General features: G+C 44.1%; 20 protein-coding genes. 7 read left to right on the top strand and 13 right to left on the bottom strand.

Annotation, left to right across the window (positions count from 1 at the left end):
- The first annotated feature begins 23 nt into the window (after positions 1-23).
- The 4 genes from NIAKO_RS35560 to NIAKO_RS35545 all read left to right on the top strand — a co-directional run bounded on the left by NIAKO_RS35560 (position 24) and on the right by NIAKO_RS35545 (position 5367).
- The gene (locus NIAKO_RS35560; protein ID WP_014223354.1) at positions 24-1493 is read left to right on the top strand and encodes an aminotransferase-like domain-containing protein; all 1470 of its coding nucleotides are present in this window, start codon (positions 24-26) and stop codon (positions 1491-1493) included.
- A 216-nt stretch (positions 1494-1709) separates the two neighbouring features.
- Entirely contained in the window at positions 1710-2159 is a 450-nt protein-coding gene (locus NIAKO_RS35555; RefSeq protein WP_014223352.1) for a zinc ABC transporter substrate-binding protein, read from the top strand.
- A 165-nt stretch (positions 2160-2324) separates the two neighbouring features.
- Positions 2325-3776 (top strand): M48 family metalloprotease, encoded by a 1452-nt coding sequence (locus tag NIAKO_RS35550; protein WP_014223351.1) that lies wholly within the window; start codon positions 2325-2327, stop codon positions 3774-3776.
- A 31-nt stretch (positions 3777-3807) separates the two neighbouring features.
- On the top strand, positions 3808-5367 hold the full coding sequence (locus NIAKO_RS35545; protein ID WP_014223350.1) for a hypothetical protein: 1560 nt from the start codon (positions 3808-3810) through the stop codon (positions 5365-5367).
- A gap of 51 nt (positions 5368-5418) precedes the next feature.
- On the opposite strand, the gene NIAKO_RS35540 is transcribed toward NIAKO_RS35545, so the two are convergent.
- The 12 genes from NIAKO_RS35540 to NIAKO_RS35485 all read right to left on the bottom strand — a co-directional run bounded on the left by NIAKO_RS35540 (position 5419) and on the right by NIAKO_RS35485 (position 16023).
- Positions 5419-5799, bottom strand: a complete 381-nt coding sequence (locus NIAKO_RS35540; RefSeq protein WP_014223349.1) for a hypothetical protein — start codon at positions 5797-5799, stop codon at positions 5419-5421.
- A gap of 9 nt (positions 5800-5808) precedes the next feature.
- Positions 5809-7215 carry an NADH-quinone oxidoreductase subunit N gene (locus NIAKO_RS35535; RefSeq protein WP_014223348.1) on the bottom strand — a complete coding sequence of 469 codons (1407 nt, stop codon included), beginning with the start codon at positions 7213-7215 and terminating at the stop codon, positions 5809-5811.
- 6 nt (positions 7216-7221) lie between these two features.
- On the bottom strand, positions 7222-8685 hold the full coding sequence (locus tag NIAKO_RS35530; protein ID WP_014223347.1) for a complex I subunit 4 family protein: 1464 nt from the start codon (positions 8683-8685) through the stop codon (positions 7222-7224).
- 99 nt (positions 8686-8784) lie between these two features.
- A complete protein-coding gene (gene nuoL, locus NIAKO_RS35525; protein ID WP_014223346.1) occupies positions 8785-10710 on the bottom strand; it encodes an NADH-quinone oxidoreductase subunit L in 1926 nt (641 codons plus the stop codon).
- A gap of 120 nt (positions 10711-10830) precedes the next feature.
- The gene (gene nuoK / locus NIAKO_RS35520; protein WP_014223345.1) at positions 10831-11145 is read right to left on the bottom strand and encodes an NADH-quinone oxidoreductase subunit NuoK; all 315 of its coding nucleotides are present in this window, start codon (positions 11143-11145) and stop codon (positions 10831-10833) included.
- Complete coding sequence (locus NIAKO_RS35515; protein WP_014223344.1) at positions 11142-11756, bottom strand: NADH-quinone oxidoreductase subunit J family protein; 615 nt, start codon at positions 11754-11756, stop codon at positions 11142-11144. Before NIAKO_RS35515 ends, nuoK begins: the two co-directional genes overlap by 4 nt.
- Before the next feature lie 126 nt (positions 11757-11882).
- Positions 11883-12362, bottom strand: a complete 480-nt coding sequence (locus NIAKO_RS35510; RefSeq protein WP_014223343.1) for a 4Fe-4S binding protein — start codon at positions 12360-12362, stop codon at positions 11883-11885.
- Positions 12350-13426 carry an NADH-quinone oxidoreductase subunit NuoH gene (gene nuoH / locus NIAKO_RS35505; RefSeq protein WP_014223342.1) on the bottom strand — a complete coding sequence of 359 codons (1077 nt, stop codon included), beginning with the start codon at positions 13424-13426 and terminating at the stop codon, positions 12350-12352. Before nuoH ends, NIAKO_RS35510 begins: the two co-directional genes overlap by 13 nt.
- 12 nt (positions 13427-13438) lie before the next feature.
- Positions 13439-14575 carry an NADH-quinone oxidoreductase subunit D gene (locus NIAKO_RS35500; protein ID WP_014223341.1) on the bottom strand — a complete coding sequence of 379 codons (1137 nt, stop codon included), beginning with the start codon at positions 14573-14575 and terminating at the stop codon, positions 13439-13441.
- Positions 14576-14577: 2 nt separating this feature from the next.
- Positions 14578-15048, bottom strand: coding sequence for an NADH-quinone oxidoreductase subunit C (locus NIAKO_RS39260; protein WP_014223340.1), 471 nt, complete (start codon positions 15046-15048; stop codon positions 14578-14580).
- On the bottom strand, positions 15045-15611 hold the full coding sequence (locus NIAKO_RS35490; RefSeq protein ID WP_014223339.1) for an NADH-quinone oxidoreductase subunit B: 567 nt from the start codon (positions 15609-15611) through the stop codon (positions 15045-15047). Before NIAKO_RS35490 ends, NIAKO_RS39260 begins: the two co-directional genes overlap by 4 nt.
- Positions 15612-15672: 61 nt before the next feature.
- Entirely contained in the window at positions 15673-16023 is a 351-nt protein-coding gene (locus tag NIAKO_RS35485; protein ID WP_014223338.1) for an NADH-quinone oxidoreductase subunit A, read from the bottom strand.
- A 219-nt stretch (positions 16024-16242) separates the two neighbouring features.
- On the opposite strand from NIAKO_RS35485, the gene NIAKO_RS35480 reads away from it, so the two are divergent.
- Together NIAKO_RS35480 and NIAKO_RS35475 are read left to right on the top strand one after the other, a co-directional pair.
- The gene (locus NIAKO_RS35480) at positions 16243-16704 is read left to right on the top strand and encodes a carboxymuconolactone decarboxylase family protein (RefSeq protein WP_014223337.1); all 462 of its coding nucleotides are present in this window, start codon (positions 16243-16245) and stop codon (positions 16702-16704) included.
- A 175-nt stretch (positions 16705-16879) separates the two neighbouring features.
- The gene (locus NIAKO_RS35475; RefSeq protein WP_014223336.1) at positions 16880-17242 is read left to right on the top strand and encodes a SnoaL-like domain-containing protein; all 363 of its coding nucleotides are present in this window, start codon (positions 16880-16882) and stop codon (positions 17240-17242) included.
- Between the two features lie 68 nt (positions 17243-17310).
- Here the strand turns inward: NIAKO_RS35475 and NIAKO_RS35470 are convergent, their stop codons facing one another.
- The gene (locus tag NIAKO_RS35470; RefSeq protein WP_014223335.1) at positions 17311-17883 is read right to left on the bottom strand and encodes a dihydrofolate reductase family protein; all 573 of its coding nucleotides are present in this window, start codon (positions 17881-17883) and stop codon (positions 17311-17313) included.
- A gap of 232 nt (positions 17884-18115) precedes the next feature.
- Here NIAKO_RS35470 and NIAKO_RS35465 point away from each other — a divergent pair, with 232 nt between their 5' ends.
- Entirely contained in the window at positions 18116-19096 is a 981-nt protein-coding gene (locus NIAKO_RS35465) for a GlxA family transcriptional regulator (RefSeq protein ID WP_014223334.1), read from the top strand.
- The last annotated feature ends 5 nt before the right edge of the window (positions 19097-19101 follow it).

Genomic DNA, 19101 nt, shown 5'->3' with positions numbered 1-19101 from the left:
TAAACCTACCAGGTAGTCCACTTATGCTTCCATGGAAAACGATCATCCAGTTTCAAAAAGACTGCGAAACGCCGGTATATCTGCAAATAGCCAATTCCGTTATTCAGGAAATGAGAATGGGCCGCGTTGGTCCCGGCATAAAACTACCCGGTACCCGCCAGATGGCCGAGATCCTGGAAGTACATCGTAAAACGATCGTACGGGCTTATGAAGAACTCGATGCACAGGGCTGGATAGAAATGCATCCCTCAAAAGGAACCTTCACCAGCAAAGAACTGCCCGAAACAAATGCACGGCGTTTAACCAGGAATCAAAAACCAAATTCTTTTCCCACTACTACCGGTTATGCTGTTAAAATAAACAACGCTGTTCGTACCCCGGTGCCTCCATTGCGGCACATTATAGGTTTTCACGATGGTCCCGATATGCGGTTAATTCCTTCCGATGAACTGGGCCGGGCTTATAAAAGCGTATTGTCGAGACATACCTATCTAAAGTTTATGTCGTACGTGGAAACAGCAGGCGTACAAAAGTTCAGAACAGTATTATCAGATTACCTCAATGCCAGCAGGGGCCTCCAAACAACCTTTGAAAACATCCTGGTAACAAGGGGCAGTCAGATGGCGCTGTATTTACTGACGCTCGTTTTGTTTTCAAAAGGAGATACAGTTATTGTAGGTGATACCAACTATTACTATGCCGATCATACTTTCCTGATGGCCGGGGTGCAACTCGCCCGGGTAAAAGTGGACGAGTGCGGTATTGATGTAGACGCTATTGAAAAGCTTTGCAGCCGTAAAAAGATCAAGGCTTTGTTTATCACCTCGCACCACCACTACCCTACTACGGTAACCCTGTCGGCCGCCCGCCGGATCAAATTATTATCACTGGCCGAGAAGTATGGCTTTATCATTATTGAAGATGATTACGACTACGACTTCCATTATTTAAGCAGTCCGTTATTACCGCTGGTGAGTGCAGATAACAAGGGCATGGTGGTATACATTGGAACACTTAGTAAAACCGTGGCCCCGGCTATTCGTACCGGCTATATAGTTGCGCCGCAAAACCTTATTACTGAACTGTCCCGGGTGCGGCAGCTGGTTGATTGCCAGGGTGATCCTATTATGGAACTGGCGCTAATTGAGATGTTTGAAGAAGGCCATATTAAACGCCATATGAAAAAAGCAGTGCTGGCCTATCACAAACGGCGGGATTTCATCTGCGGTTTATTGCAGGACTCCTTATCAGATATTATCGATTTTAAAATACCTGATGGCGGACTGGCCATTTGGGCAAAATTCCATAAATCAGTACCCCTGCCTCCCCTCAGTGAAAAATTAAAGCCCCAGGGCCTCATTCTCTCGAATGGTTTAATACATAATACTTCTTCTGCCACTTTGAATGCAACCCGCATGGGCTTTGGCTGGATGAATGAAGCAGAAGCCGAGCAGGCGGTTGACTTATTAACAAAAACCATCCGCTCAAAATAATATTTACCGTTCTCCGTTATTGTGCCGATTTATACAATTTCCTGTTGATCGATTGTATCAACTTTGTCTTCATGTTTACTGAATGGGATAACACTAAGATAATTTACTGTTGCCCCATTAAACCGGACTACCTGCAATCTAAAAACCGGACACCCTAATAGTCCGAAGACCATTTACCTTTACACCCGATTTATTCAAGTTTAAAAAGTTTTAGCCATGAAAAAGTTCATTTTCATTCTTTCATCCCTGCTTCTCAGTTTTAGTTTATTTGCCCGTGATCCAGATGAGAATCTGATCAAAGTTTTCTCTTCAAGTTTTCCAAAAGCCGAACAGGTTCATTGGTATGAAATGCCTAAAGCCTGGGTGGTAAATTTTGTTGCAGATGGTATTCGTTCACGTGTTGTATACCTGAAAGATGGTAAAGCAACCGAGTTTACGCGGTATTACTTTGAACAGAGCTTACCATTTGTGATCCGTTCTAAAGTAAAAGAAGCCTATCCTAACAAGAATATCTTTGGTGTGACAGAAGTTTCCATCCTCATGGAAACCGGCGCGTCCCAGCTTGAATATCATATCAAGCTGGAAGATGTAAAAAGCTGGCTGACCGTTAAATCGGATACTGATGGAAACCTGACCATCGAGGAAAAGTATAAAAAAGTGCAATAAAAGGCAGGGAAAGTAGTTATTAATCTTATAAAAGGCAGAAAGGGTTGAAAGTTGATCTTTCAGGCTTTCTGCCTTTTTTCATTAAGATCCATTAGCAAAAATTATATTTAAATCTTATTTTATTAGTAAATTTGCGTAATATAGGATTAGTAAAAATCGTACCTCATGTCCCTTGTAAAACCCTTAATAACTGCTTTTCTGGCTATTATTTCCCTGCAATCTATTGCCCAGAACAAATCCCTTTACAGTTTCCAGGACCTTTCCCATTTTTATTACAAAAAACAGAAGGACTCCCTCTCAAAAGCCTGGGTATGCCCCGCTTTGTACAGTGAAAAGAAAACCCAGAAGAAATATAAGGAGATCTGGGACGACCGCACCGACTTCCTCACCGGCGCCATCGATGGAGATAACTTTATCCATGATGGTGAGGTGTATGATTATGTAGATGGCCTCATCACCGAGCTGGTAAAAGCCAATAAACAAACGATACCCGAAAAGCCACTGTTGCTGATCGATAGAAGCTCATCGGTAAATGCTTACGCCCTTGGGAAGAATGTGATCGTTGTTAACCTGGGGATAGTTGCCTTTTCTCAAACAAAAGAGGAATTGGCGCTGGTGATCGCCCACGAGCTGTCGCATAATATTATGTCGCATCCCGACAATGCCATGAAACAACGGGCAGAATGGCTTACTTCAGACGAATATGAAAAGAACCTGAATGCCGTTCTTGATTCAAAATATGAAAGGTTATCACGTTTGAAAAAAGTGATCGAAACCTATTCTTTCAGCAGAAGCAAACACCAGCGTTACCACGAAAGTGAAGCCGATTCAATGGCCATTGTACTGTTGAAAAAAAGCAATATTGCCTTCAATGCAGATTACTTTCTCCGCCTGGACAGCTCTGACATCATTTACCAGCAACACTTAAAAACGCCGATCAAAAACTATTTTACAGCGTATAGCCTTCCTTTTGAAGACAGCTGGACAAAAAGACGGTCAAAAGGGCTTTCTACAAAAGCTTATAGTTTTAAAGATACCACCGGTGTGGAGGATTCATTAAAAACCCATCCCGATTGTGTGGAGCGTTATAATAAGACCAAAAGCCTTACTGCCAGCGGCGCTAAATATACAAGCATCCCTTCCGGCATACACGATAAAGCACAGAAAATGCTTATCTGGAACATGTATTCCAACATGAGCTTAACACCCTGTTTATTCCGCATTCTGCTCGAAAAGGATAGAGGGAACACCGATGAGTGGTACGACTTTATGCTGTACAACATCATTACCGGTTTGTACTTTGCCGATCGCGAAATGCACCGGTTCAATGCCATTGGGGTCGTACAAAAAGAATTAACCTCCAAAGACTACTATGAGCTGCAAACCCTGCTGGAGCAAATACCACGGGAACAGCTGGAGCAATATTGTAAAACACTGCAGGGGGCGGGCTTCTGGAGCCATATGCCAGCCAGTGAGAAAGCAATGAAAACGCTGATGTCGACACTCGCACTGGACCCTGATAATTCAGATAAAAACAAGACAAGAGCTGCGAAAGAATTTACCACCGGTAATGAAACCAGCATGTACTGCGAATTTGCCCAGATGTTTACCAAATAATCAAACTCGAAAACCCTTATATAATCAAGCAATGAAAAAAGCACTATCAGCAATTCTGCTGCTATTAACCATTTGTGTAGCCCATGCACAGAAAAAGGTCTTCCAGGAAGTTGGGGAAGACATTCAATCACAGGTAAAAGCCATTTACCAGGATAACTCCCTGGTAGGTTACGTGGTGTTTACCCAGCTTGAAAAAGCAAGCGCCGACTCGTTCAATTATAAGATCACCATTATGGATGAGAACCTGAACGATATTGGTGTGGTTAAATTCAAGGAAAATAAACTCTTTTTGTATGATGTAAGTTTTGAACAGGACGTATTATGCCTGGCTTACTTCAAGAGTAATTTTTACTTCTATGAATTTCCTAACAAGAAAGAATACAAGGATGCCCAGGACAATGAGAAGTCTTCTATCATGACTCAATTCCTGAGTCTCGATGGGAAAATCATAAAATCAAATGATGTCAGTGTTAAGGTAACTCCTTCGCCTTTTTCAGGTAAGATTGCCACTAAAACATTTATAGGCGCCGGCAGCCTGAAACAATCGGTAATGCTTCACAACATACAGGGAAAAGGGTTTGCCTTATTGTATGGGGATGAAAGCACCAACCGGGTTGTTGCTTATAATACCTCAGGTACCGAATTATTTACAAAGATAGTTGAGGGCGAAAGCAACTTTAGCCTTCAAACCCTGTTGACTAACGGTCAATACATTTATGTGCTTCTTAAAAATCAAAAGAACGACGCTAACTATGAAGTATTGGGATACCACGCTGCAGATCCTTCCTATACCTTCAAGTATCTTTTCAAAGACAAAAAAGGAAATTATTTAACCCTGCATACATTTGGAAATGATCCTTCTACAGGAAATGTTTTTGCAAGCGGTTTCATTGTTGATGAAGAGAGAGGCGGCGGTAACAACCCAAAGGATTTTGCAAAAGGCTCCATGGCAGGTATCTATACTGTAAATTTTAACGGCCCCAAGAAGAGCGATGTAAGCGAGGTTTATTCTTACTGGAACGATGGATCGCAATCGCTGTTTAACAAAAGAGGCAGAAACCTGGAGAGTGACACTTACACAAAATATAAAGGCGCTTTCAAAGATTTTCAGGGTAATACCTATTTCTATGGCAGCTCCTATATTAAAAGAACCAAAATAGGTTCTATAATCAGTTCCGTCCTTACAATTCCCCTGTTTTGGCCTCCTATATTTATTGCCAGTGCAGGTTATACTAAATTTAAAGTAAGAAATACGGTATTGGTTAAACAAAATCCCAAAGGCGTATTGTCTCAGGAAAGTTCAATAGATGCCGATCATGGCGGTTTTTACCGTTCCTCTTATGGCTGGGCATTCGACCAAAGAAGCTACTATTATGCAGTAGACCAGGAAAAGAAAAATACGCACCTGATCATCAATGACAAGAATAATATCTTTATTTACAGCCTGAACGGAAAGAAGGTAGTACGTACCATCCCACATAAAGAAGGCGGTACACTTACTTATGTATTTCCTGCCAAGGAAGGCCATATCATGGTGTCTGAATACAACAAAAAAGCAAGATCTACCACAGTGTCTATTGAGTCACTTTAAGAGATCAATGTATATAAAAAGCCCCGATGAGCTGAAGCTATCGGGGCTTTTTTATTTCTTTGCAAAATATGGTATTGTATCTCTGCTTACCGTTTCCTTTTGCTGCCAGTAAGCCAGTGTAACAACCTGCCCGCCGCGTGTTTTTAGCAACCGGCCAAAGATGGCATTGGTAACGTTAAAGGTAACATCAGTTACGCCAATGGTATAAGATGCAGGCGGTGGTGGTGCAGGCTCAACGGTTGTTTCAGCATTAACAACAGCTGCAGGCGCAGCAGCCTTTGGCGGCGGAGATGCCACCACTATTACAGTATACTTATTAAACTCCAGTAAAGGCTTTAAAAAGTCCACCCGCTGTTGGGTTGCATTCTTTTCTACAATGGCGCATTTAACGCCATCGAGGTCCTCAAATTCATGATTTTTATTTATAGCCATACAGGTAGCTTAAAATCTCCAGGTCAATGAATAAATATAGTCATATATATAACCGGTCAACCCGGTTACTATAATGCCGGTTACACAAATGATCATCGCCAGTTTGGGGTACGCGGGTATAGATAATCGTTCAATAGGCTGCTCATTGGCATCCATAAAGATCGCTTTCACTATGCGCAGGTAATAATAAAACGAAAGGATCATGTTCAGGGCCGCAATGGTAATCAGGATATAATTACCTTTTCCGGCGCCAGATAACAACAGGAAAAATTTCCCAAAGAACCCCGCAGTAGGCGGTACCCCCGCCAGTGAAAACAAAGCAATCGTAAGTACCCACGACAATACTGGATTGGTTTTATAGAATCCTTTATAATCGCTCACCTGCTCCCGGCCCGTTACAGCACTTACCAATGCCACCACGCCAAAAGCGGCCAGGTTACTGAAAACATACACCAACACAAAATATACTACCGACGCAATGGCAAAATGTGGACTACCGGTTATACCTACCAGGATGAAACCAATTTGAGCAATGGAAGAAAATGCGAGGAATCGTTTGATGTTATTTTGCCTGATGGCAAACAGGTTGCCGATCAAAATAGTGAGCACCGATAACACAAACAACATATTATACCAGGTGGCAGTTTGTGACCGGAACACGGTATTTAAAAAAGCAACAAACACAAACAACACCGATCCTTTTGAAATGACCGATAACCAGGAGGTGACTGCTACCGGAGCGCCCTCATACACATCGGCCGTCCACAGATGGAAGGGCGCCACCGAAATCTTAAAACCAAAACCGGCCAGCAATAATACAAAGGCAAATATTTGCAATGGGGCGCCGGTTATGTTTAATGACAGCTCGTTAAACGACAAGGTGCCAGTTGCCCCATATAACAGGGAGATGCCAAACAATAACAATCCCGATGCAAATGCAGATGAGATAATAAACTTCATGGCAGCCTCTGATGACTTTTTCTTTGCCAGATCAAAATTAGCCATGGCGGCAATGGGGATGCCCGACAGTTCCAGCCCCACATAAAACATCAACAGGTTGTTGGCTGAGATCATAAAAAACATCCCCAAAAGTGTACACAACAACAAAATATAAAACTCGGGTGTATGATCGTGCTTTTTTAACCAGTCGGCCGATTGCAGGGAAACGATCAGTGTACCCAGACTTAAAATATTTTTTTCCAGTACTATCAGCGGATTGGTAAGGAACATTCCATCGAACAACATGCCCGACCTGTTACCTACAAAACCAACCACCAGGTTCAACAACAGCAACCCGTTGGTAAGATTCATGAAGGTTTCATTTGAGAGGTTCATCCCAATCTTCAACAACAACAAGGTAAAGATGATCACTGTAATGATCAGTTCCTGTTTCATGAGTATAAAGAAGTTGGTCATAATTATTTATTGATTTATCAACGCAGTTAACCAGAAAGGCGCCATCCCAATGGCCACAATGCCAATTATCAGGAGGGCTGCAGCCAGCTTCTCGTTCCAGCCGGCATCGGTGAGGGTGATCGTATTAGCGTCGCCTTCCACCTGTAACGGCCCCATAATCACTTTGCCCATGGCTTGTAAGATATAGACAGCTGTCACTACAATACTGGCACAGGCCAGCATAGTGGCAATTCGATAGAGGGTATCGGCCCGCTCCCAGGCGCCCATAAAAACGGTTACTTCAGCAGCAAACCCGCTAAGGCCCGGCAATCCCAATGAACATAAACCGGCAATAACAAACACCGAAGCCACAAAGGGCATTACTTTTAACAATCCGCCCAGTTGTGCTACCTGCCGTGTATGCGTTCTATCATATAACATACCAATAGCAGCAAAGAAAAGCGCAGTCATTAACCCATGCGATACCATTTGCATAACCGCACCCATGATGGCTGTTTTGGTATACATGCCAATACCCAGCAATACAAAACCACAATGGCTAACGGAGGAATAGGCATTGATGTATTTGAGATCGGTTTGCATCATGGTAGCGAATGCACCATAGATAATGGCAATGGTTGCCAGCAAAATAATGATCCACGAATAATATTGAGCAGCCTCAGGCATTAACAGCGCTATGCGCAAACAGCCATAACCACCCAGTTTCATAGAGATGCCGGCCAGGAACATCGACGCAGCCGTAGGCGCAGAAGAGTGTCCATCGGGCACCCAGGTATGAAAGGGAAACAAGGCGGTGAAAATGCCAAAGCCAATAAATGCAAAAGGAAAGAAGATTTTTTGCACCTCCACGGGAATATGCATTTGCGCGATCTGCAACAGATCGAATGTATGCGCACCACCGGTAGTATGGGTGTTAAAATAAATGCCAGCCAGGCCAACAAATACCAGGGCACTGCCGCCCATTAACATCAGGGCAAGCTTCATAGCGCTGTATTCTTTTTTACCACTTCCCCAAATGCCGATCAACAGGAACTTGGGAATAACGGCCACCTCCAGGAAGAAGAACAACGTAAACAGATCGAGTGAAATGAAAAAGCCATAAGCGCCCAGGCTTAACAATACCAGCAGAAAGAAAAACTCCTTATTCAGCTTTTCCATTCTCCATGAAACCAACATTCCCGCCACCGTAACAAAAGCAGTCAACAGGATCATGGCAATGGAGATGCCATCTACCCCAATATGATAATGAATATTCAGGATCCTGAACCAAACATAGTCCTCCTCAAACAACATAGCCGCCCTATTACCTGCACTCCGTTGCTGCCAGCAGGCAAACAACAACGCAATTGCAACAACCAGTTGTATTACCGATCCGCTTAACGCTACCAGGCGCACTGGTTTCAACCCATTACATAACAAGAGCGCAATGGTAGTAAGGAGCGGTAGTATAATTAGAATTGATAGTGACATTCGTTTAATTTGAAGTTTTTCGTATCATAAACTAGCAAGTTCCGGGTTCCAGGTTTCAGGTTCTCCCGGCAACAGGTAACTTGTAACTGGTAACAAACCTCACTTCCACCAATAAATAAATATTGCGGCCAATGCTATTATCCCTCCAAAAAAGTATATTAAATAGCCCTGGATCCTGCCTGATTGCAAGGCTTTTATGCTGGCCGAAAAGCGGGTGGTTACCCAACCCAGGCCATTTATCGTTCCGTCAACAAGGTATTTATCAATCCAGGCAGCCGGTTTTGCAATGCCATTGAAGATGATCTTTTTGGTAACGAACAGGTACCCTTCATCAAAATAGAATTTCTGCTTAACGGTTTTATATATTCCCCCCAATGCAGCCGCCAGTTTTTGTGGCCGTTCGTTTTCCTTATAGTAAAGTACATACGCCAGCCCGATACCGGCAATGGCCAGAAGCACCGGTGCTATGGAGAAACTTACAGGGATTGACACCTCATCTCCCCCATTAATAGATACATAATGAGCAAAAGGAATAAATCCAACGCCAACCGCAGCCAACGCCAGTAACAACAAGGGCAGCTTCATATTCCAGCTGCCTTCACCATGATGATGGTCCTGTACACTTGTTTTATTCCAGAAAATACTGAAGTACAGCCGGAACATATAAAAGGCCGTAATGCCCGAGGTGAGTAACGCCACATAATAAATCATTTTATTATGCTGCCAGGCCGTCATCAGGATTTCTTCTTTACTAAAAAAGCCGGCAAAAGGCGGGATCCCGGCAATGGCGAGACAGGCAATTAAAAAGGTAAGATGCGTCAGCGGCATCAATTTCCGCAACCCACCCATGTTGCTCATTTCGTTGGTATGCACAAAATGGATCACGGCTCCTGCGCCCAGGAACAACAGGGATTTAAAAAATGCATGCGTGAATAAATGAAAGAGCGAGGCAGTGTAGCCGCTGCTCATAGCAAAACCATATGCTGGTACCCCCAGCGCAAATAACATATACCCGATCTGTGAAATGGTTGAATACGCCAGCACGCGTTTAATATCGGTTTGTGTGCAGGCAATGAGGGCCGCCAGAAAAGCTGAGATGGCGCCCACCCAGGTTATTTGTCGTAAAACGGTCCCGTCTATCAGGTACACAGGATATAACCGCGCTACCAGGTATACACCGGCCACCACCATGGTTGCCGCATGGATCAATGCCGATACAGGGGTTGGACCTTCCATGGCGTCGGGCAACCAGATATGCAACGGGAACATGGCCGATTTACCGGCCCCACCAATAAACACCAGCGCCAACGCCCAACTTAAGATGGATACGCCTAAGAAATCAGTTCCGCCAATTTGCCCCAATTGTGTCGAATGGGGATCTGTTAATCGTTGGATCAATGTACCAAAATCAAGTGTGCCACTATAGAATGCGAGTATCAGGATACCGATCAAAAAACCCAGATCGGCAAAACGTGTAACGATAAATGCTTTTTTTGCCGCCGCTACGGCAGCAGGTCTGTCGTAATAAAAACCGATCAACAGAAAAGAAGACACACCCACCAGCTCCCAGAAAATATAGATCTGGAAAATATTGGTGGAGAGCACCAGTCCCAGCATGGAAAATGTAAACAACCCCAGGAAAGCATAATAAATGGCAAACCGCTCCTCTCCTTTCATATACCCCAAACTAAACACATGCACCATCAGGGAAACAAAAGTCACTACTACCAGCATCATCACCGAAGCCGGGTCTAGCAATATGCCCATATCTATTGACATACCTGGTGAAAACTGTAACCAGGTATATTTCAAAGGTTCAATTGTCTGATAAACACCATACTTCCATTCCGTTACAAAGAAATATTGATAAGCCGTGCAGAAGGCCAGTACCGTAACTGCTAATAAGATGAGCGTACCCAGGATCCCTGCTGTTTTGGCAAAATATTTTTGTCCGAATAAACCAAGAACGATAAAACCAGCTAATGGTAATAATGGAATAAACGGTATGTAAGTTGCGTAATTCATTATAACTTGCTTAATCGTGAAACGTCAAACGTGAAAGGGTTCCTAAATTCTAAATTCACTACTAAAACCCGACCTGTTAACTTGTCAGCCCTATCAACTTGCCAACTCTATCAACTCAAACTAATATTTCATTTCGGTAGTATCTTCCACATCAATAGACCGGTGACTTCTATATAGATTAATAATGATCGCTATTGCCACAGCCGCTTCGGCAGCAGCCACAGTTATAATAAACAGAGAAAAGAAAACACCGTTTAACTTATCGGGGTACAGGTATTTATTAAAGGCCACAAAGTTGATGTTCACACTATTCAGGATCAGTTCAATCGACATGAGCATGGTAATGAGGTTACGCCGGGTAAACAACCCATACATGCCAATGAAGAACAACGCCGTGCTCACAAACAGGATATGTGTTAAAGGGATCGTGCTCATGTGGTCTTTCCCTCCATTGTTTTTGTTGATTCAACAACCTGCTTAATGGTTCCGCCTTTGGCACTAACAGGCGTAGCCTGCGTCCGTATTTCTTTTCCTTTTGGCATCGATCGCATGGCAATAACAATACATCCGATCATGGCAGCCAGCAATAACATGCTCACTACTTCAAATGGCAGCACAAACCCATGTTGTTTGGTATCGAGCATTTGTTCGCCAATAGCCGACACCGGTACCACAAATGGCTTTTCGGAGGTAGTTGTTGGAAAATCGTATTCAGCAATGATGTTATACGTGAAGGCAAAACCCAATAATACGGCGAGTATGGAAAAGATGGTCCGTTTTAAGGGTGGCCTGGGCAATTCACCACCCGAATGATGGGTAAGAAATATGGAGAAGATAATCAGCACCACCACTCCGCCTACATAGACAATGATCTGCACGGCCGCAACAAACTCCACCTGCATCCAGAAATATAAACCCGCCACACCCACCAGGCTAAACAGCAACCAGATGGCGGAACGGAAGATCTTCCTGGTGGTTACCGCCAGCACGGCTGTCCCCAGCACAAAGGCTGAAATCAAATAGAATATGATCTGTGATGCATTCATAAATCAATTGGCAATTGACAATGGGCAATAGACAATAGACAACTGGCAACAGGCAATGGGCAAACTGCCAATTCAAAGTTGCCTCCGGTCTTCATTTCTTTGTTTTTTATTCTTAACTTTTAATTTCTATTCAACCCCGGCTCTCAGTTTGGAGCCAGGTTGATTTAATTTTTTCAGCAACTGACTTCTATCGTACACACTGTGTTCAAATGTCTGCGCCATTTTTATGGCACTCGTAGGACAAGCCTCCACGCATAAATTACACATGGTGCATAGCTCCAGGTGATAGACAAAAGTGTCCAACGCTTTTTTCTTTTTTCCTTCAGGCGTTGTATCGAATTTGGTAATGATCTTGATAGTCGCATTGGGACAAGCCAGCTCGCAGGCTGTACAGCCGGTACACGCATGCTCGTTGTTTTCGTCATGCGTCATCACTACTTCCCCACGGAATCGTTCGGGGATCTTCATCTCTGCACGGTTATCAGGATACTGTTGGGTAATGATCTCTTTTGGCCGCACAAAATAGCTGCCCGTTGTTTTCATCCCTTTTAACAGTGATGACACCGCCTGATATACTTCGGATATGTATTCTTTTAAAAATGCCATCCCATGATTGCAATTAATGTTATTAATAACAGGTTGAACATACTGATCGGCAACAGGTATTTCCATTCCAGGCTCAACAACTGATCAACCCGCAAACGGGGAAAGGTCCAGCGGAACCACATAATTAAAAAGATCAGGAAAAATGTTTTTCCCAGGAACCACAATGAGGAAGGAATGTAATCCATGATGTGATTAAAGCCTTCCCAATGCCCAATGTGCAAAGGCATCCAACCGCCTAAAAACAAGGTGGCGCCAATGGCGCATACTATAAAGATGTTGATGTATTCGGCCAGGAAGAACAACGCGAACTTCATTCCCGAATATTCGGTATGAAAGCCGGCTGTTAATTCCGATTCTGCTTCAGCCAGGTCGAAGGGCGCGCGATTGGTTTCAGCTGTTACTGCAATAATAAAGATCACAAAGGCGATGATGGCAGGAATATGTCCACGAAACAACCACCAGCCGGTTTGCTGCGAAGCTATAATGTCCGACACCTGTAAGCTGCCCGATAAAACTACAATGGAAATGATAGATAACCCCGCCGACAATTCGTAACTCACAATCTGCGCGCCGCTGCGCATGGCGCCCAACAGGGAATATTTATTATTGCTGGCCCAGCCGGCCATCAGAATTCCAATTACCGAAACAGAAGACACGGCAGATACATATAACACACCTATATTAATATCCCAGATCTGAAATCCTTTGGCAAAAGCAATAGGCGCCATTATGAGCATAGCGGCAATCATCACCACAAAGGGCGCCAGGTTAAACAGGAATTTATCAGCTCCATCGGGGGTTAATCCTTCCTTCATCATCAGCTTCAGGGTATCAGCTGCAGTTTGTAACATGCCTTTAGGCCCCACGCGGTTTGGTCCCAACCGTATTTGCATGCGGGCGGCTACTTTCCGTTCCATCAATACCAGCACCAATCCCAGCACGGCAAACAAACTAATCACCAGCAACATCACGATCACACACTCCAGGATCAATGCCATGGTTGGGTTGAACGTAGCATACAACCACTTTTGAATTGAATCCGTTATGTTTTCTAAACTAAACATTCGTTATTGATTTCATCTATCAATATCAGGAATCACTAAATCTAAAGTGCCCATAATAGCCATCAGATCGCCAATTTTACTTCCCCGGCTCATATGGTCCAGGGCCGATAAATTGGAGAAACCCGGTGATCTGAATTTTATGCGATAGGGTGTGGTGCCGCCTTCACTAACGATGTATACGCCAAATTCCCCACGGGCTGTTTCTACTCTCGAATAAAATTCTCCCTTGGGTAATTTCAACACGGCTTTCGTTTTTGCCTGAATCTCCCCTTCGGGAATATTATCAATCAGCTGTTCGATGATGCGCACCGATTGCCGCAGTTCTTTTATGCGTACCAGGTAGCGGGCATAACTATCACCAGCGGTCTCGATGATCTCATCAAACGCTACCCTATTATATACTTCGTAGGGATACAATTTCCTGATATCACAGGCTACGCCACTTCCCCGCGCCACTGGTCCTGTACAACCATACGAAATGGCATCTGCGGCCGACAATACACCCACGTTCTTTGTGCGGTTCTGAAAAATAATATTGTCGGTTACCAGGTCATCATACTCGTCGATCTTGTTATTAAAAAGCCGGATAAAATCTTTTACCCTTTGCTGAAAATTGGGATGAATATCGTACATCACGCCACCCGGCACCATATAGTTCATGGTGAGACGGGCACCGCAGGTTTCTTCCATAATGTCATTGATGGTTTCGCGTTCGCGGAAAGCGTAAAAAAACGGCGTGAAGGCGCCGAGGTCCATTGCCATAGCCCCCCACCACAATTCGTGGGATGCAATGCGGGTCAGTTCACCCATCAACACGCGAATCACCTGTGCACGGGGCGGCACCTCCAGTTGCAAACCTTTCTCCACACACAGCGCACAGCCATGATTGTTAATATGGGCCGACAAATAATCCATGCGGCTGGTTACATAAATGAATTGCCGGTAGCTCAGGCTTTCACACATCTTCTCAATGCTGCGATGGATATAGCCTAAATGCGGTTCTATTTTTTGAATGGTTTCGCCCTGTAACGTAATTACCAAATGCAATACACCATGTGTTGCCGGATGCTGTGGCCCTACGTTGATCACGAGTTGCCCTTCATCAGGCGACACATTATTCTCTGCTACTATTTGTGTTTCTCGATACAAGATTATAGTTTGATCATATTAATGGGGTCTTCAAAATCTTTCCGTAAGGGATAACCTTCAAAATCATCAGTCAGTACCAGTCGCCTCAGATCAGGATGATGCAGGAATTTCACGCCAAATAAATCAAACACTTCCCGCTCATGAAACTCTGCAGTGCGCCAGATGTCCGATACAGTTTCTATTGCAGGATTGTTCCGGTCAAGTTTTACTTTCACCACAATTGTATGTCTGAAAATGGTGGAGGTAACATGATACACCATGGTCATCAACGTTTTGCCCGTGGCCGTTGCCGACCAGTCGATGCAGGTTAAGCAAAACAAAAAATCCATTTGCAGCACCTCACTGCGCAACCATTGTGCAAATGGTTTCCATTCACCCACATCCACCTGCACCTGCAGCCATTCGCCGGTTTCATCAAAAACCCCGGTGGGATGAACGGATGTAATATGTTGCTTTATATCCTCGTTGGTCATGATTGTGGTTTTTCTGCCCTGATCTGTTCGCGTGTTAAGCCGCTTTTAATTTTTTGCTGCAGGGTAATCAATGCATGCAACAATGCTTCGGGCCGGGGCGGACAACCGGGAATGTATACATCTACCGGGATCACATGATCGGCGCCTTTTACTACAGAATAGGTATTATAGAAGAACGGCCCGCCACTGATGGCACAGGCGCCCATAGCAATCACATATTTGGGGTCGGCCATTTGATCGTACAGGCGTTTGAGCACGGGCGCCATTTTATTTACAATGGTGCCGGCGATAATGATCACATCTGCCTGCCGGGGCGTAGCGCGTGCTACTTCAAATCCAAACCGGGAGAAATCATACTTCGAAGAAGCTACGGACATCATTTCAATTCCACAACAACTGGTAGCAAAGGTGAGCGGCCATAAAGAATTGGAGCGCGCCCAGTTAATGATGTCATTAAAAGAACTGATGAGAATGCCGCCACCAGGCAGGTCATGCACCTGACCGGGGAATTGTTCATTCCCCTGGGACGCGGTTTCTATTTCTTTGTTTAAGTTACTTTCCATAAGGATTCTTTCTTGCCTTCTTCTTTCTCTCCGCCAGCTGGCGGAGGAGTCAGAGGGGGGCCTACATCCATTTTAATGCGCCTTTCTTGTGAGCGTACAAAAAACCAGTAAACAATATGAAAAAGAAAATGGCGATCTCAACAAGCGCCATCATTCCAATTTTTTTTACAACAACGGCCCAGGGATAAACGAAGATCAGTTCTACATCAAAGATCAGGAACAACAGGGCGAACAAATAATAACCTACATTAAACTGATTCCAGGGAGAGCCTTCAGCCGGGATGCCACATTCATAAGGTTGGCCTTTTTGCGCATTCACCGATCCCCTTACCAAAAATTTTGATACGAGTATGCCGCCGGCAGAAAATAAAATGGCAGCTATTGTTAATATAAGGAGCGCGATAGGTCCCATATGGCGAATTTGATAATAAGAGAATCGGCTGCGGATTCTAAATTTAGCATTTTTATTTTAATTCCACCATTTTAGAACTGATTTAACTGCGCCTGTAACCCAGTCACATTCAACAATCCGTAACAATTTCAAAAAAATGACTCCAAACCTGTCACGTTTCGGTCCACTACTTTGTTTTATTACCGTACGTCGGATTTTAAACAATAAAACAATATAAAAATGGAACAGAGAATTGCATTTCAGGATGGAAACAAAGGCTTAATGGATGGCTTATACAAAATTGGTATGTACCTCAGACAATCAGGGTTGGACCATAAGTTACAGGAACTGATCAAAACCCGGGCTTCACAGATCAATGGCTGCGCTTATTGTTTGGATATGCACTGGAAAGACGCCATTGCACAAGGTGAAACAGAACAACGCCTGTATTCACTGTCGGCCTGGAGAGAATGTCCTTATTACACGGAGGCAGAAAGAGCTGCGTTGGCGTATACAGAAGCGGTTACCAAAATACCACAAACAGATGTGACCGATGAAATATTTAATGAACTGAGCAGGCATTTTGACAAAGCTCAAATCGCCGATATTACCATGGCTATTTTAGCAATCAATAGCTGGAACCGGTTAAATGTTGCCTTCAGAACAATTCCCGGTGGTTACAAACCAGGCATGTTTAATTAATCAAATAGCACATCAGGGTGATCCTCCCGGCTAAACCAGGAGGATCACATCTTAAAATAACACCTCTTGCAAGATTATCAGCACATGCTGTTTCCCAAGGATCCGGAGAAATTGAAGTCGATTGGCCGCTGGGTGGAATGATTTTTTAAGTAGCTTCATACTAAATTAAATCGCCATGACTACGAATCAGATTGCCAACCGCCTGGTTGAACTGTGCCGTCAGGGCCAGTTTGAAACAGCGCAGAAAGAATTATTTGCAAAGGATGCCATGAGCATCGAACCTCAGTCTTCTCCCGATTTTGAAAAGGAAACAAAGGGACTCGATGCCATTATGGAAAAAAGTAAAAAATGGAGTAATATGGTTGAGTCTGTGAACAAAATGGAAGTTAGCGAACCCGTGGTGGCCAGCAATTCATTTGCCTGCACCATGCACATGGATGTGACGATGAAGAATAAAGAGCATTGGGATATGACTGAACTTTGCACCTATACTGTTAACAAGGATGGTAAGATCTCCTCAGAACAGTTCTTTATGTAGAAAGGTGAGGAAAAACCTGTCAGGGCGTATCCGCCAAAGGCCGACAGGCGCTGACAGGTTTTATTTTTTTATTTTACGGTATAACATAAGATCACCACACCCGAACTGAAGATCTCGGTTTTTACCAGCTGCAGATCAAGCATTTCCACCAACTCTTTAAACACCGGTTTACCGCAGCCAATTACTACCGGATGCACCCACATGCGGAATTCATCAACCAGTCCCAGCTTTGTTAAGGTTGCCACTATTTTCCCGCTTCCATACACGATCATATCTTTCCCGTCACGGTGTTTTAATTCCACTACCTCTTCTTCAATTTCCCGTTTGGCCAGCCGGGCATTATTCCAGCTGACGGTAGTCATACTTTTTGAAAATACAACTTTAGGATAGCTGTTCAACATGGATGCAAAGTCAAGGTCTTCACGCGGCCTTATCAGGTTCACAGGGTTCGAATTCCAGTATTGCGCCATGCCCCTGTAAGTGATACCACCCAGTAAAATGGTATCTGCCCGGCTCAACTGTTCGGCTGTTGCCCGCGCCATTTCCTCATTCCAGCTTTTGAAATGCCAGTCCAACCCGCAATCAGGGCCAGCCATAAAGCCGTCCAGCGTCACATTCATAGATACAATTACTTTTCGCATTATCGCACTGATTATGGTATTGTTAATACAAAAGTACCAACGGCTGCCCCTTTTGATGGAGTGTGAAAATGACTTCCTTGCGGGTTGTTCGCGACTTTATAGTTTAGTACCTTTATCGAAGGCAACAAGGCAACAAGGCATAAAGGCAACGAGGGCCGCCGCGACGGCTTACAGCTTAAAGCTTATGGCTTTCAGCCTTCAGCCTAATACATAACAACTATTGCTATTATATATGAAACACGTTAGCATCCTTATTCCGCACGATTCGGTAATGGCAAGTATTGTTGACCCACGTCTTATTTTTACCGGTGTAAACGATTTTCTGGCCCAGGTGGGCAAACCGCCGGCTTTTAAAGTACAGTTGGTAGGGCTTACCAGGGAAGTGCAATTGCATAATGGCACTTTTTCGGTTCATGCCGATGTTTTGATCAGCGATGTAAAGAAAACCGATCTTATCCTGGTGCCCGCCATTGGTGGCGAATTGAAAACCGCCATTAAAAAGAACGAAAATTTCTTTCCCTGGATCATTGACCAGTATCATAATGGCGCTGAAGTGGCCAGTTTGTGCATTGGAGCTTTTCTGTTAGCCTCTACCGGGTTGTTGAATGGCAAAGAATGCAGCAGTCACTGGCTAACCGCCAATGAATTCCGCGAAATGTTCCCCGAGGTGACTTTGGTTGATGGAAGAATTGTTACCGAGCAACAGGGTTTGTATTCAAGCGGCGGCGCCAGCAGCTACTGGAACCTGCTGTTACACCTGGTTGAAAAACATGCCGGCCGTGAAATGGCTATCATGGCAGCCAAGGTATATGCGCTGGAAATAGACCGCAAAACGCAATCGCCGTTCATCATGTTCAATGGTCAAAAAAAGCATGAGGACGAACCCATAAAACAAGCGCAGGAATTTATTGAGAAGAATGTTACCGAACGTATTTCGGTAGAAGAACTGGCCGTCAAATACGCCATCGGCAAACGGCATTTTATTCGCCGCTTTAAAAAAGCAACCAACAATACGCCCATCGAATACATTCAACGCGTAAAAATTGAAGCGGCTAAAAAACAACTGGAGAACAGCCGCAAAAACGTGAACGAGGTAATGTATGATGTGGGCTATTCCGATATCAAAGCTTTCAGAACGGTATTCAGAAAGATAACAGGTTTATCGCCCATTGAATACCGCAATAAATATAACGGTGAAGCTGTTGAGGTGTAATTGCC

Source organism: Niastella koreensis GR20-10, from assembly GCF_000246855.1.
Lineage (GTDB): Bacteria > Bacteroidota > Bacteroidia > Chitinophagales > Chitinophagaceae > Niastella > Niastella koreensis.
Note: the sequence above shows the minus strand (reverse complement) of the source record. Positions and strands in the feature narration are given on the sequence as shown.

Coding starts and splice junctions, on each gene's coding strand:
- nuoL (WP_014223346.1), bottom strand. CDS start 10,710: ATGAATTACGCAACTTACATACCGTTTATTCCATTATTACCATTAGCT.
- NIAKO_RS35465 (WP_014223334.1), top strand. CDS start 18,116: ATGAAACACGTTAGCATCCTTATTCCGCACGATTCGGTAATGGCAAGT.
- NIAKO_RS35490 (WP_014223339.1), bottom strand. CDS start 15,611: ATGGAAAGTAACTTAAACAAAGAAATAGAAACCGCGTCCCAGGGGAAT.
- NIAKO_RS35515 (WP_014223344.1), bottom strand. CDS start 11,756: ATGAATGCATCACAGATCATATTCTATTTGATTTCAGCCTTTGTGCTG.
- nuoK (WP_014223345.1), bottom strand. CDS start 11,145: ATGAGCACGATCCCTTTAACACATATCCTGTTTGTGAGCACGGCGTTG.
- NIAKO_RS35475 (WP_014223336.1), top strand. CDS start 16,880: ATGACTACGAATCAGATTGCCAACCGCCTGGTTGAACTGTGCCGTCAG.
- NIAKO_RS35530 (WP_014223347.1), bottom strand. CDS start 8,685: ATGTCACTATCAATTCTAATTATACTACCGCTCCTTACTACCATTGCG.
- NIAKO_RS35550 (WP_014223351.1), top strand. CDS start 2,325: ATGTCCCTTGTAAAACCCTTAATAACTGCTTTTCTGGCTATTATTTCC.
- NIAKO_RS39260 (WP_014223340.1), bottom strand. CDS start 15,048: ATGACCAACGAGGATATAAAGCAACATATTACATCCGTTCATCCCACC.
- NIAKO_RS35510 (WP_014223343.1), bottom strand. CDS start 12,362: ATGGCATTTTTAAAAGAATACATATCCGAAGTATATCAGGCGGTGTCA.
- NIAKO_RS35560 (WP_014223354.1), top strand. CDS start 24: ATGCTTCCATGGAAAACGATCATCCAGTTTCAAAAAGACTGCGAAACG.
- NIAKO_RS35545 (WP_014223350.1), top strand. CDS start 3,808: ATGAAAAAAGCACTATCAGCAATTCTGCTGCTATTAACCATTTGTGTA.
- NIAKO_RS35555 (WP_014223352.1), top strand. CDS start 1,710: ATGAAAAAGTTCATTTTCATTCTTTCATCCCTGCTTCTCAGTTTTAGT.
- NIAKO_RS35535 (WP_014223348.1), bottom strand. CDS start 7,215: ATGACCAACTTCTTTATACTCATGAAACAGGAACTGATCATTACAGTG.
- NIAKO_RS35485 (WP_014223338.1), bottom strand. CDS start 16,023: ATGGGACCTATCGCGCTCCTTATATTAACAATAGCTGCCATTTTATTT.
- nuoH (WP_014223342.1), bottom strand. CDS start 13,426: ATGTTTAGTTTAGAAAACATAACGGATTCAATTCAAAAGTGGTTGTAT.
- NIAKO_RS35480 (WP_014223337.1), top strand. CDS start 16,243: ATGGAACAGAGAATTGCATTTCAGGATGGAAACAAAGGCTTAATGGAT.
- NIAKO_RS35470 (WP_014223335.1), bottom strand. CDS start 17,883: ATGCGAAAAGTAATTGTATCTATGAATGTGACGCTGGACGGCTTTATG.
- NIAKO_RS35540 (WP_014223349.1), bottom strand. CDS start 5,799: ATGGCTATAAATAAAAATCATGAATTTGAGGACCTCGATGGCGTTAAA.